At 46.7% G+C, this 13,764-nt stretch carries 12 protein-coding genes; 11 read left to right on the top strand and 1 reads right to left on the bottom strand.

What is annotated here, in order from left to right:
- Window position 1: 1 nt before the first annotated feature.
- Entirely contained in the window at window positions 2-409 is a 408-nt protein-coding gene (locus DESYODRAFT_RS12855; RefSeq protein WP_007783687.1) for a DUF2089 domain-containing protein, read from the bottom strand.
- A 507-nt stretch (window positions 410-916) separates the two neighbouring features.
- Between DESYODRAFT_RS12855 and DESYODRAFT_RS12865 the strand changes: the two genes are divergently transcribed.
- The 11 genes from DESYODRAFT_RS12865 (at window position 917) to DESYODRAFT_RS12920 (ending at window position 13,764) form a co-directional block, all read left to right on the top strand.
- Entirely contained in the window at window positions 917-1,750 is an 834-nt protein-coding gene (locus DESYODRAFT_RS12865) for a class I SAM-dependent methyltransferase (protein WP_007783692.1), read from the top strand.
- 14 nt (window positions 1,751-1,764) lie between these two features.
- On the top strand, window positions 1,765-3,357 hold the full coding sequence (locus DESYODRAFT_RS12870) for an ABC transporter substrate-binding protein (RefSeq protein ID WP_007783695.1): 1,593 nt from the start codon (window positions 1,765-1,767) through the stop codon (window positions 3,355-3,357).
- Between the two features lie 2 nt (window positions 3,358-3,359).
- Window positions 3,360-4,313 (top strand): ABC transporter permease, encoded by a 954-nt coding sequence (locus tag DESYODRAFT_RS12875; RefSeq protein WP_007783698.1) that lies wholly within the window; start codon window positions 3,360-3,362, stop codon window positions 4,311-4,313.
- Between the two features lie 4 nt (window positions 4,314-4,317).
- Entirely contained in the window at window positions 4,318-5,211 is an 894-nt protein-coding gene (locus DESYODRAFT_RS12880; RefSeq protein ID WP_007783706.1) for an ABC transporter permease, read from the top strand.
- Window positions 5,208-6,989 carry an ABC transporter ATP-binding protein gene (locus DESYODRAFT_RS12885; RefSeq protein WP_007783709.1) on the top strand — a complete coding sequence of 594 codons (1,782 nt, stop codon included), beginning with the start codon at window positions 5,208-5,210 and terminating at the stop codon, window positions 6,987-6,989. The genes DESYODRAFT_RS12880 and DESYODRAFT_RS12885 overlap by 4 nt, the downstream gene beginning before the upstream one ends.
- A 288-nt stretch (window positions 6,990-7,277) precedes the next feature.
- Window positions 7,278-8,261, top strand: coding sequence for a helix-turn-helix domain-containing protein (locus DESYODRAFT_RS12890; protein WP_007783712.1), 984 nt, complete (start codon window positions 7,278-7,280; stop codon window positions 8,259-8,261).
- A 113-nt stretch (window positions 8,262-8,374) separates the two neighbouring features.
- Window positions 8,375-9,805: a cardiolipin synthase gene (gene cls, locus DESYODRAFT_RS12895; protein ID WP_007783714.1), complete on the top strand. Its 1,431-nt coding sequence runs from the start codon at window positions 8,375-8,377 to the stop codon at window positions 9,803-9,805.
- 398 nt (window positions 9,806-10,203) lie between these two features.
- Window positions 10,204-10,713 carry an RNA polymerase sigma factor gene (locus DESYODRAFT_RS12900; protein ID WP_007783717.1) on the top strand — a complete coding sequence of 170 codons (510 nt, stop codon included), beginning with the start codon at window positions 10,204-10,206 and terminating at the stop codon, window positions 10,711-10,713.
- Window positions 10,710-12,014, top strand: a complete 1,305-nt coding sequence (locus tag DESYODRAFT_RS12905) for a DUF4349 domain-containing protein (RefSeq protein WP_007783720.1) — start codon at window positions 10,710-10,712, stop codon at window positions 12,012-12,014. Before DESYODRAFT_RS12900 ends, DESYODRAFT_RS12905 begins: the two co-directional genes overlap by 4 nt.
- A 457-nt stretch (window positions 12,015-12,471) precedes the next feature.
- On the top strand, window positions 12,472-12,699 hold the full coding sequence (locus DESYODRAFT_RS12915) for a hypothetical protein (protein WP_042338537.1): 228 nt from the start codon (window positions 12,472-12,474) through the stop codon (window positions 12,697-12,699).
- Window positions 12,700-12,912: 213 nt separating this feature from the next.
- Window positions 12,913-13,764, top strand: a complete 852-nt coding sequence (locus DESYODRAFT_RS12920) for a YitT family protein (protein ID WP_007783723.1) — start codon at window positions 12,913-12,915, stop codon at window positions 13,762-13,764.

The following is a 13,764-nucleotide window of genomic DNA, read 5'->3' on the forward strand; positions in this document are numbered from 1 at the left end:
TCTAATCAACTTGTTTTCTCATCTGATGAGTCGCTTCCTGAGCGGATATTTCTCCCCGCTCAAGTGCCTCCAGGATCTCCTGACGGCGCAGACTTTCTTCCGGGGAATTCCTCTTTTCCATATCAGGTTCCTTTTCCTTATACGCCCCGTAGCCCAGAACCTCAATCACACTATCCAAACGACCTCTGACTGTCGGGTAAGAGATACCCAACTCTTTTTCCACCTCTTTAATATTCCCGCGGCATTTGATAAATGCTTCCACAAAGATTAGCTGTTCAGGAGGCAGCCGGCAAAATTTGCATGAGCTAAATTCTCCTTCGATTTTAGTCGGACAGTAGGTACAGGTTAACTTGCTTATCTTCATTTCCTGATCGCACACCGGACATCGATGGGGCATTTTATAATCCAAGATCATCACCTCTAACGTCATGCTGTCTGAAGTACTTCATGGTAATGATAATAAAGCAGATCTTTAATAATGTCAATATTAGCTTTAATATATTTAATATTAAAGCTAATAATATTAAGATCACTAAGAGGAGTATCGCCTGGGTGCAGGTCAAATGCGTCACTGGTGACGCATTTGAGTCGTTGTTACTGTCGGAGCTGATGCTGGTATCTAAACTTAGAAGCAGAGGTCCCTATTTTAGATTTAGAGAAAAAAATGTCCGAATGGATTGTTTTTGTCTGAATAGAGCAGATAATCCGTGTGCCTTTTGCTATAATTTTCTGGACAATAAGTATAAGGTTTATATCAGGCTATCCTTGGCGAAAGGCCTTTTTGAGACTCTGAGTTAGAACCATCTAACATTTTTATTGATTAAAAAGTTAGTATAACCTAACTTTTGCGGGGAGAGGAATCAATTTGAAGCAATCGAAGGGTTGCCAAGAGCACGCCGGCAGAGGAGGACATAATGTGACAGCAGACTATTACGAACAACTTCTAAACAAATTTAAAAGAAACTCTGAAGAGGCAGAGGCCCACTGGGATGCCAGGGCTGAGCAGTTTAATTCCAGGCAACAAATGGACACCGGCTACACGGATCAGATGATCAGCTTTCTTCTCAAAAAAGGGTTGGTTAGCGGCGGCAGCTCAGTTCTTGACATAGGCTGCGGTTCCGGCAGGTATTCCATTCCTCTGGCCAGAACCGTTCAAAAAGTGACAGCCTTGGATATCTCCACGAAAATGTTGGACTATCTGAAGTTTAATGCTGAAAATACTGGCCTGAAAAACATTGAGGGCCTGAAGCTGGATTGGGCTGATCTTGACTTGAAGGAAATGGATTTTCAAAACCGCTTTGATTTGGTTTTCGCTGCCATGTGCCCCGGCATCAAAAGCCAAAAATCTCTTGAAAAAATGTCCCAAGCTTCGAGGAATTACTGTTTGATTGCTCAATTTATTGAAACCAAAGATGGCCTTGCCGAACTGATAAAGGGTGTTCTGGGCTCTTCAAACAACTCTCATGATCCACATAATGACAGAAATTCAGTCTATGCGATATTTAATTTATTGTGGCTTCAGGGCTTAGAACCGGAAATTACCTATTTGCTGGAAAAAGGTGAATTGGATTTTACCGTTGAGGAGGCGCTGCAGCATTATGAGAGGTGGCTGCAAAATGCCTCTGCTTCTCAAAAGTTTGCGGTAAAGGATATGATCTTGGATATTGCGGAGGAGGGGATGGTAAAGGTTACTCACCATTCTACCCTGGCCTTGATCTTATGGAAAGCAGCAAAAGGTTCTTGTAGATAGAAAGGAGAATGGTAATGAAAAGACGTTTGCGGGTTTTGCCGGGGATTCTGTTGGCAATGATGCTTGTACTGAGCCTTGCGGGCTGCCAAAACAGCCGGACCGCCGATGGCCAAGGGGTTAATGCACCCCAAGACCAGAATGGAGAAACCAAGCCGGAGGTGATTCGCCTGGCGGGAGGGGATACCGGTCTGCCCAACCCCTTCAAACATTATATGCGGGGACCGGGAATGTCTAAAATGCAGCTCTTGTATGATTCTCTTTTGGAGAAAAGCGAAGAAGGGGATATCCCTTGGCTGGCTAAAAGCTGGGATGTCAGTGATGATGGAAGGGTGTATACCTTTCATCTTGAAGAAAAAGCCCTTTGGCACGACGGCAAACCTTTGACAGCAGAGGATGTTGCTTTTTCCTTCGCCTACTATAAGGACCATCCCCCGGTATCCAATGATCTGATCGCCAACGGCAAATACCTCATTGAAAGCACGAAAGTGCTGGATGAGCATACCGTAGAAATTAAACTGCCTGACTTTGACAATACCTATCTTTCTAAAATTGGCTTCACACGGATTTTGCCTAAACATATCTGGGAAAAGGTTTCCGATCCCCTGACCTATGAGGGAGAAGGAGCAGGGGTGGGAAGCGGGCCCTTTGTCATGGAGGAATATAACCCAGAGCAGGGAACTTACCGGTATACTGCTTTCCCTCAATATTGGGGTCTTAAACCGGCCGTTGCGGCCATTGAATGGGTACCGGCCAGTGATGGAGTGATGGCCTTTGAAAACGGAGAAATCGACTTGATTAATGCCACGGCCGATGTCCTTACCCGCTATAGCGGCAAACCCGAGTATAAAGTGGCGACCAAGCCATCCTATCACAGCTATCGCTTAATGATGAACATGGAAAAGCGCCCCGAGCTGCAGGATGTCAACCTGCGCCGGGCACTGGCCTATGGCATCGACCGCCAGGAATTAGTGGACAAAGTGGACCGCGGCTCCGCTACCGTCAGCAGCATGGGCTATGTCCCTCCGGACAGCCCCTGGTACAACCCTGATATTGAGCAATATCCCTTCAATATCCAAAAATCCAAAGATCTCCTGGCGGGGAAAACCTATGCCTTTGAGGTGCTCACAGGGAATACTGCTCCCGAAGTGAAAGTAGCCGAATTAATAAAGTTGACCCTGGCCCAGGCAGGGATCGATCTGACGATTAAAAGTGTTGACTCTAAAGTACGGGATAACGCCGTAAAAACAGGTCAATATGAATTATTGATTATCAACTCCGGCGGAATGGGAGGAGATCCGGATTATTTGAGAAGTATCTATGGCAAACAATCCTCAACAGCCGCCCTTAACCAGCAGAATCTCATGGGCTATCAAAATGAACGGATTAATGCTCTGTCCCAGGAACAAGCGGTAGAACGGGACCCCGCCCAGCGCAAAGATATGATATTCCGGCTTCAGAAGCTCATCGCTGAGGATGTGCCCATGATAATACTGCAGGGAGCCGTGGACAATTACGTTTACCGCCCGGAAAAATATGACGGCTGGATGTTTCGCTATGATCACAACAAAACCGATCACAATAAGCTTTCCTATCTCAAGAGAAGCTGACCATGAGAAAGGGCTACCTGCTGGTGCTGTTGATCATTATTACCATTAATTTTTTTCTGCCCCGTTTGATGCCCGGTGATCCTTTTTTATATCTTTCTGTTGAGGACGGCAATGTCAGTTCGACCTTTTCTGAGGAGCAGATTGTCCAGTATAAGACTTACTACGGTTTGGATAAGCCGCTGGCAGCTCAATATCTAAGTTATCTGGCTAAGCTGGCCCGGGGGGATTTAGGCTACAGCATTTACTTTAATACCAGTGTCTTGGGGATTATTACTTCCCGGGTCCCCTGGACCATCTTTATCGTCCTGACCTCGCTGTTGCTGAGCAGTTTAATAGGGGTTAGCGCCGGAGTGGTGTCTGCCTGGCTGCGCGGGAAGCCGGCGGATACACTCCTCTATTCGGGAATGATTCTCCTCTCGGAAATTCCCGCTTTTTTGCTGGGGGTTCTGCTGCTGTTTATTTTTGCCGCTAAACTCCGCTGGTTTCCCCTCTCAGGCGGAGTAAGTCCTTTCCTCTCTTTTTCTTCGAATTTCGACTATCTTAAAGACCTTTTAAACCATGCGGCCCTGCCGGTTATAACCTTGACCCTGACCAGACTGGGGGGATTTTACCTCCTTTCCCGCAACAGCATGTTGACAGTAATAGCTAAGAACTTTATGACCACGGCCAGGGCTAAGGGATTGAAAAAAAGCCGCATACTGTTCAGACATGCCCTGAGAAACGCCCTTCCGCCTATTATCACCAGGATTTTCATGAGTTTAGGGACCCTTTTTGGGGGAGCTGTTTTAATAGAAAATGTCTTCAATTATCCGGGGATAGGGCGGCTGATGCGTGAAGCTGTGGTAGTCAGAGATTATGTTTTAATTGAAGGTATTTTCCTTTTTATCACGGTTACCGTGCTGTTAATGAACTTCTTGGCCGATGCGGTTCACAAAAAATTTGATCCCAGGGTGTGACAAAATGCGATTTTTTTCGCAAAGCAACCTGCTGAAGTCCTGGAAAGTAAGGCCTTGGTCAAAGATAAAATTCAATATGACAACAGGAGGAAAACTAGGCTTAACGGTGGTTATTTTCGTATTCCTGACCGGGGTTATTTCCGGGCTGTTCATGGACCAGGCCCATCAGGTTCCTTCGGGGGCTTCTTTGGAATCCCCCAGCTGGGCCCACCCTCTGGGCACAGATGATTTGGGAATTGATCTCTGGGCCCAAATCTGCCATGGCGCCGGCATCAGTATGCTGGTAGGCTTTGGGGCGGCCTTCCTTGCCGGAGTGGGCGGCAGTTGGCTGGGGATTTTAGCCGGTTACTATGGAAAATGGGCTGACAGGCTGATCATGGGCTTGTGTGATGTTATGATGGTCATTCCCCAGCTGCCCATGATGATCGTCTTCGGCGCTTTTTTTGGTTCCAGTTTAAAAAACATCATCATCGTCATCGCGGTTTTGGCTTGGACAGGACCGGCCAGGACGGTGAGAGCCAGAATCCTCTCTGTCAGGCAGGACGACTATATTCGTGCCGCCCAAGGATATGGAGCAGGATTTTTTCACTTGGCTATGAGGCACTTTATTCCTGCCGTCACGCCCATCATGATGGTCAGCATCATCCGCATTGTCAGTCACGCTATTGTAGCGGAAGCCGGCTTGGCATTTCTGGGCTTGGGGGACCCTGTCTCCAAAAGCTGGGGAATGATTTTAAACCGCTCTATCAATTTTCCGGGCATTTATTTTACAGAGTACTGGCAGTGGTGGGTTATGGCCCCCTTATTATCCTTAACCCTGCTGGTCATGGCTGTTGCTTTTGTGAGCAGAGATCTGGAGCGGCTGGTTAATCACAAGCTGGAAGGTAGTGGAAAATGAATCAGGTAACCTTAACGGTTAGGAATTTGTCCGTTTGTTATGAGCAGATAAGCAATATATTTGCCGTTCACAACGTCAGTTTTGACTTAAAGGGTGGGGAAAGAGTCGGCATTATTGGCGAATCCGGCTCCGGAAAATCCTCCCTGGCTTTGGCCTTAATGGGGCTGCTGCAAAATCAGGCGGTTGTTCAGGGGGAGATCCTTTATGACGGTCTCCCTCTCAATCAGCTTACGGAGCAAGAATGGAACGAATACCGCTGGGATAAAATTGCCCTGGTCTTTCAAAACAGCCTGGATGTTTTCAATCCCGTTTTGACCATCGGTGAACAAATTGTGGAGTGTATCAAACGGCATTCGCCGCTGAGCCCAAAAGCCGCTCTGGAAAAAACAGAGGACCTGCTGGAAATGGTGGGTCTCGATAAATCCTGGTGCAGGGCATACCCTCATCAGCTTTCCGGAGGCATGCGCCAAAAGACCCTGATTGCCATGGCCTTGTCCTGTGATCCCGCGATCTTGCTGGTGGATGAACCCACTATGGCTCTGGATGCCGTGGCGAAAAATGAAATTGTCCGGCTTCTGCAAAGACTGCAGGCTGAAAAAGGCTTTGCCTTGCTGGTTATCTCCCATGAGCTGCCGGTGATTAAAAGCCTGACCACTCGCTTGATGGTGATGTATGCCGGCAATATCATGGAAGCCGGGCCTACGGGAGAAATGCTGCAGGATGCCCTGCATCCTTATACCAGGGGGTTGGTTTATGCTTCTCCGGCCATAAATCCTTACCGGGATATGTGGGGAATTCCCGGTGAAATCGAGAGGAGCAGCGAAAACCAATGTCCCTTTTACAGCCGCTGTAAGCAAAGTATTGAAGCGTGCCAAAGGGAGCATCCGCTTCTTGCAGATGCCCGGCCCCGCAGGCAGGTAGCCTGTATTCGCGGAGGAATTGTAACTCTTTTGCAAGGGACGAACCTGCACAAAAAATATCCGGCCAAAGGAAAAAGCATTCAAGCTTGCAGCGCCTGCAGCCTTCAGGTCAGATCCGGGGAGGTCGTCGCTCTCATAGGGGAATCCGGCTCGGGCAAGACTACGCTGGCGGAGATTTTAGCGGGAGCCTTGCCGCCGGATCAGGGAGAGGTGTTTTTTGAAGGACGCAGGGTGAAGGGAAACAGTGAAACCTCCAGAAAAGGCGGCCTGCAGATGGTTTTTCAGGACCCTCTCTCCACCATCAATGAACAGTTCACCATTGCCGAGGCCGTACGGGAGCCTCTGGATATTATTAAAGAGGGTGGGAAGGAGCAGCGCCTGAATGTGGTTCGCTCAGCCCTTAAAAGGGTACAGCTGCCCTCTGGGGATGATTTTTTAGCCCGGCGCTGTTATACCCTGAGCGGAGGACAGCGGCAAAGGATAGCCTTGGCCCGCAGTCTGGTGATGAAGCCTAAACTTCTGATTGCTGATGAAATCAGTGCTATGCTGGACCCTTCAACAGGGGCCAATATTCTGAGGCTGCTCAAGGGACTGCAAAACACAGAGGGCTTCGCTATGCTCTATATTACCCATGACCTATCCTTGGCCCAAAAAATTGCGGACAAAATTTACGTTATGCACAGGGGAATTATCATTGAGGAAGGTGCCTTGGGGGAGGTGTTTTTAAATCCTCAAGCAGACTACACGAAAACTCTCTTGATTAATGCGGGGATTATTAAAGGAAATCAAGGGCACAGGCGTGTAGCCTGCAGGCGGCCAAAAGCAAAGACAGCCGCCAAGCAATTGCGGCTGCTTTAGAGGAAGAGATAGCTGACAGTCGGATTATTTTGAAAGCTTTTCAGAGAGGTTGGTCAGTCAGGCTGATCAATCTCTATAATTTTTTCGAGGAAAAGCATCAAGTCTCCGGAAGGTCCAGGAGAACAGAAGCCTCTTTGTAAATGAATAGTGCTGAATTTCCGGGTTGACAGTGAGAATAGTTTTCATTATCATATAGGGCAAACAGAGAGATGTTATTAATAGACAATGATTATTGAACCCATCAGCAACTCATAAGTTGGCGATGAAGTAAAAGGAGATGAGTGATGAATGGAGGTGTCAGCTGAGGAAAAGCTTTTTTACGGTCATAATATCACGGTGATAAAAAGAGAACCGGATTGTACCGTGTACAAAATGAAAGATGTGTGCGGCGAAGGGACCATGACCCGCTATCAAGTTTTCCCGGGTATCGACTTAATGTACAATGACTTTTACCTGCAAAATTGTTTTTTAAAGTTGCGGCCGAAGGTCGAAATGATAGGAATCGACCATTGCTGCCAGGGCTGTAGGGAGTGGAAACTGCAGAACAATTTATATATGTATTTACAAGAGAGAGATTTACAAAAACCCCAAACTTGCCGGGCCATTGACTTACCGTTCAGCCATTATCAGGGCATAACCATTGCCATATACATCGAGGAAGCGTCGAACACTCTCTCCGCTTTAACAGACGGATTTTTTCTCGACTTGTATGGTTTACGCAATAAACTCTGTTCCTGCAAAAGGCCCTTTATTCTCAAGGCAGGGGACTCTATTCAGCGTATTTTTTCCGAACTCTATGCTGTGCCCGATCAGATCCGGGAAAACTATTTTAAAATTAAGGTTTTGGAATTGCTTTTGTTTTTGAGTGTCGCCGATGTCTCGCCAAACAGCAGGGCAAGACCTTACTTTCCCAAAAACCAGGTGGATGCGGTGAGAGAGATTCGGAAGTACATGACGGATCATCCAGACAAACACCTGACTCTCGAAGAATTGTCCGCCCAGTTTGGAATTCCCCTTACTGCCATGAAGGCCTGTTTTAAGGAGATTTATGGCACATCAGTCTATGCCTATCTCCGTTCCTGCCGTATCCGGACAACTGCCAATCTGCTAGGGCAAACAACAAAAAGTATCACTGACATTGCCCGTCAGGTCGGCTATGAAAATCCCAGCAAATTTGCAGCGGCCTTTAAAGCGGTCATGAATATGCCGCCCTTGCAATATAGAAACAGTAAAGCAGTCACTCCCCTCTGGCGGGAACCGCTGGACGGTTAATATAGAAATAGTTTTATCAGACTATTATTTTTTAAATTGGGGGATAACTAGATACTATGAAAAAGAATAATATGGATGGAAGAATTTATTTTAACTAAGAGGATCGGTGATACATGATAGGGTATTTTCTATTCTTCATAAGCCTTCTTCAGGTGATATTCATTGGCACAGTCATTCTCTTAGAAAACCGCCCTCCTGGAAAAACCATAACTTGGCTTTTTATACTTGCTCTTCTTCCTCTCTTGGGGACCGTGTTTTATGTGGTTTTTGGCCGAAAAACCCAGGGACCATTATTTTATGGTAAACATATACCGGATAAACCCTTAGAGAAAATCGTTCGCCAGCAGCAAACTGGGATTAAACCCATTAATATGCCGGCTACCTCAAGCGCAGGATTGGATTCTAAATTAGCGAGCCTTTTCTTAAACTCAGGCTTGGCCCCTTTAACTCTACATAATCGTGCGGAGATTCTTTTGAATGGCAGAGAAAAATTCAAAGCATTATTTAACGCTTTAGAAGAGGCAACCCATCACATTCACCTCAGTTACTATATCTTTAAGGACGATGAAATCGGTGAAGATGTAATAAAAATCTTAAGCCGTAAAGTTGCTGAAGGAGTGGAAGTCAGAGCCATTTTCGACGGCATGGGAAGTCTTTCGATTTCAGAGAAGTTTATAAAAAAAATGCGGAAAGCAGGGATTCAGGCAGAATGGTTTTTTCCCATCCGCTTTCCGTATCTTACGTCCAGATTAAATCTCCGTTACCACCGCAAGCTTGTCGTTGTGGATGGACGAATCGGCTTTATGGGCGGACTTAATATAGGAGACGAGTACTTATCCCGGGATTCTAAATTAGGGTTTTGGCGGGATACCCATCTGAAATTAGAAGGGCAAGCAGTCCATACCCTTCAATCGGTTTTTCTAAATGATTGGTATTTTGTAACTCATCAGGAATTTAAAGGTCCCTGTTATTTTCCGGAGACAACGGTTTCTCAGAATCTACCCATCCAAATTCTGGCGAGTGGACCAGATTCCAAATGGCCATCAATTTTGCAGAGCTTTTTTAGTACGATCACAATGGCTAAACAGAGCGTCTATATAGAAACTCCCTACTTCATTCCGGACGAAAGTTTGATCATGGCCTTAAAGACGGCAGCCCTTAGTGGTTTAGACGTGCGCTTGATTATTCAGGGAATCCCTGAACACAAACTGACCTATCTGGCAATGAACTCCTATATCGAAGAATTACTTAAAGCGGGTGTAAAGATTTACAAATACATGAAAGGAACTCTTCATGCCAAGATTCTCATTATAGATAATCATCTGGCTTGTGCAGGGTCTGCCAACACGGATCTTAGAAGTTTTTTCCTTGATTTTGAGATCAGTGCTTTTATGTTTGACCAGGTGTTGAATGAACACTTAAGAAATAATTTTGAGGCGGATTTAAAGGAAAGTACTCAGGTCAATCTTAAAGAGTTTCAAGGCCGTTCGGTCATGGTACGGTTTAAGGAATCATGTGCGCGTTTGTTTTCATCTCTTTTATAATTCAATAAAACCCTAACGATTATCTGTTATCGTTGTTACCCCCGATAATTTTTATATTAATTATGTTTGACCACCAAACACGATTACCGATAATTCCTGGAAAGACGATGGCAATACATTAATAACGTTTGCCACCGTCCTTTTTGTTGGCATGATAAGTTATTATTAATGATTAAGGGCTTTTGTATTTGTACTAAAATTATATGAGTGCATCAGAAAATGCGTTCCAAATACGTCTAAATAGAATATAAGCACGAGACAAAGATTAATTTTTAGCTCTGTACATCCGGAATGTATGGTATTATTGTTTAGCATCATAAAGACAAACAGACATTCTTATCTGAGCAAGTATAATCTTGTTGATATATTCAGAGAAAAGGCAGGAGGTCGACGACGAGGTGGAGGTCAATTCGTCCTTTGATGAGACCTATGAACTATTATTTCCTTTGATTTACCGATTTGTATCGATTCGTATTCCCAAAGCGGATGTGGAAGATGTGACCGCCGAAATTATTGTGAAAGTGTGGCGGAATTTGCCGAATATGGAGAAACTATCAGCACTCAAACCATGGGCCTTAAAGATCGCCGCCCATCAGATTGCAGATTATTACCGAAGTCATAAACGCACGCCCGTCATGGCTTTAGACGATACTCCTTTGCCCTTGCCCCAGACTGATCAAAGCGAGTCCTGGGCAACTCTTTTAAGCGTCAAAGAAACCTTAGCTAAGCTTTCCCCGCAGCAGGTTAACGTCATCCAACTCCGATTGATTGAAGGTTTTAGTGCCATAGAAGCAGCAGAGATTTTAGGAACAACTCAGCAGGCAGTGGACAGCCTTTTATACCGGGCAAAGAAAGGGTTCCGAAAAATCTATCAAGGGAATCTGGACAGAGGAGGTAGAGTCCGATGAAAAGGTTTTTTAATAAACCGGATCTCACCGCTCTCTGGGAAGAGGATGGTGATTTGCAGCGTATGAAAGCATTCTTCCAAACGATTGAGACAGATTCAGAGAGGAACGAGCAAATTAAGCAGAGTGTAAAGCAGAAGGCTCTTGAGAAAATGGCAAAAACCGAAGAACTGGAACCATTGCCGGTGTATGAGCATGAAAAAGAAGGCTTAACCCAACGTATACGAGACAAAATACTCACTCTGCGTTATTTTAGACAGTGGAAACTCGGCCTTTCAGTCGCTGTGCTGGCGGTCCTTGTCATCATTGGACAGGATGCGTTGAATGGTTCAGGGAGTCTGTTTCCTCGTATGGGGGGCATGCAGAAATCTAACCAATCCGCAGAACTCGCTGACAGAGCACCACAGATTGCCGCTTCAAATGGTTCCGCAGCAGCAGGCGGGGAGATGAATGCCAAGAGTAAAGCATTTGGTGACAGCTCTCTGGAAAGCGGAGTGGCAGGACCGCAAGCAAATTCTTTATATAGTATGGATGAATCTGTAGCAATGCAAAAGGAAGCCGCAGTTCTTCCTGTTCCACCGGAAGAAGATGTTGTGCCGCCTGCTGATACAGGGGTTCCCCGCAAAATGATTCATGATTTATCCTTAACCCTTGAAGTAACGAACATTAACGATACAGTCACATCAGTCAGCCAGGAAGTACAGAAACTTCAAGGGTATGTCATTTCCTCCCGCCAAAGCGGATCGGACAATCATTCATCCGCCTATCTGACGGCTAAAATACCAGCCGATAAGCTTAGTGTATTACGGGATTCATTCCCTGCCTGGGGTAAAGTGCTCGATCAAGAACTGTTTACCAACGACATTACCAATCAATACTATGATTCTCAAACTCGCTTACAAGTTCTGGAGGCGCAAGAAAAGCGTTATCTGGAGATTTTAAATCAGGCCCAAACGGTTGACGATGTGCTTAAAGTCGAGAACTCTTTAGTAAACATCCGGCAGCAAATCGAACAATTAAAGGGTCAATTAAAACTTTGGAACAACCAAGTAGATTACTCCACAGTCAACCTTCAGATCATTACCCGCCAAAGCCCTAATGTCAATGTCCAGGACCCGTGGCAGCCGATTTCCTGGAGCGAAACCTGGAAAGCGGCAAGAGATGCTGTACTGAAAACTCTGAGCACTACCTGGAATGGGCTGAATTATCTGGTGGTCGGTATAGGGTATGCCTTGCCGTACCTGCTGGCCTGTGCTTTGGGCTGGAGCCTTTATAGAGTATGGAAAAAGAGCAGATCCCAGTAGTAGCTTAACTAGGGCTGAACATTACCCCTGCTCTGAAAAAAGCCTCCTGGGTTAGACAGGGGGGCGGTTCTACTGTCTGACTCTGGAGCGGAGCGCTTGTCTGCTATGTTAACCCGTGCGAAGACGATGTCTTCGGTCCGCACGCGTCTGCGAGTTCCGCCGCTGGCTCGCTGGACGGTTCGCGAGCGCGTCCGAACCTCTGGGTATTTCTGCATGTGAACCTGCGGCGCGCTACGGGGACGCGAACCGTCTGCGCTCGCCTTAGCGCGGCTCCACTGACGCATCCGCTTAGCAGACAAGCGCTCCTTCAGCCAGTTTGTTGAGAATGTAAGCAAAACTTTGGGGGGGGCCTGGTAAGGCTTCGTGGAATCTTTTACCCTAAAAAAAGACCCTAAAGGCATGCAGAACAATCCCTAGACCCGCAGGCAGGGCAGCTTCGTCCACAGAAGCGAACCCATTGCATGGAGAGGCGATAAAAGCCCACAAGACGGTGCGGGGAAACGGAGCCACGGGTTCACATCAGGTATTACCCGGAGGTTTGGCACGAAAGTGTCCGGTGGACAGTTTCGCCGAAGCGGCAATCTCCAAAGAAGACTTATCCGCTGAAGGTAGCTCCCGCACCGGCGAGTGGGCCAGCCTCGGAGTGCTGCGGTACGAAGACACTGTCTTCGCACGAATTAACTAATCTTGCACGGATGTGGCGAAGCTGCCCAACCCGGGAGCTGCCCAACCCAAGAAACCTATCCCCTTGTCTCAAGTATCCGCAACCTAAAAGGGCCTGGACCTGCATCAAAAGCGTGGTCCAGGCCCTTTTCCCGGCAGCCGGCTGACTTTACGTAGAACTATAATCTCTATATAATAAGTAAATGAATCTTCAACCAAGGCAGGGGGTATTTACTTGAAACTATCAAAGCGATCAAAGTTTATTGGCAGGATCATAGGAATTTCTGTCGGAGCCATCCTTGCTGCTTACGGAATTCAGGGCTTTATTGTCTATTCCGGCTTAAGCAGCGGCGGAGTCGGCGGGATTGCTTTGCTCCTCTTCTATACGTTAGGTCTTCCGATTGGGGTCATGACCTTTCTTTTGAATGTGCCTCTGCTTGTTTTAGGATGGCGGGAAGTGGATAAACAATTCGTCTTTAAGACCATATGGGGGCTGGCAGTATTCTCTGTTTTCCTGGATCTATTCAGCGGGGTTCAACCGCTGGACTTTAACGACATATTGTTAGGGGCACTCTATGGCGGGGTTATCTCCGGGGTTTCCTCAGCCATAGTCTTTCACTTTGGCGGGAGCTTAGGCGGCACAGACATCGTCTCTAAAATCATTCAGCAGAAATATGGTGTGCCCATGGGAACCTCCGCCCTGGCTATCAACGGATTGATCATCCTGCTATCCTGGGCGGTGCTGGGTTCAAAAGCGGCACTTTATACCCTGGTTATGCTTTTTGTTTATGGCCGCGTGCTTGACCTGGTTCAGAGCGGAGTTCCGTCGAAATCAATCACCATCATATCAGATCGATCCGAAGAACTCGTCGACCGAATTATGGTGGATCTAGGCCGGGGCGCCACCTATCTGCATGGCAGGGGAGCTTACTCCTGCGAGCCGAAAGACATTATTATCTGTGTTGTCAGTCTGCCTGAAATAGGCCGGCTGAAACGAGCTGTACGGGAAGTTGATCCCAATGCTTTTATAATCATCCAAAATGCAGGGGAAGTCTTTGGCAGCGGGTTTATTACTAATGAGGGCTAG

The sequence above is a fragment of the Desulfosporosinus youngiae DSM 17734 genome, assembly GCF_000244895.1.
Classification (GTDB): domain Bacteria; phylum Bacillota; class Desulfitobacteriia; order Desulfitobacteriales; family Desulfitobacteriaceae; genus Desulfosporosinus; species Desulfosporosinus youngiae.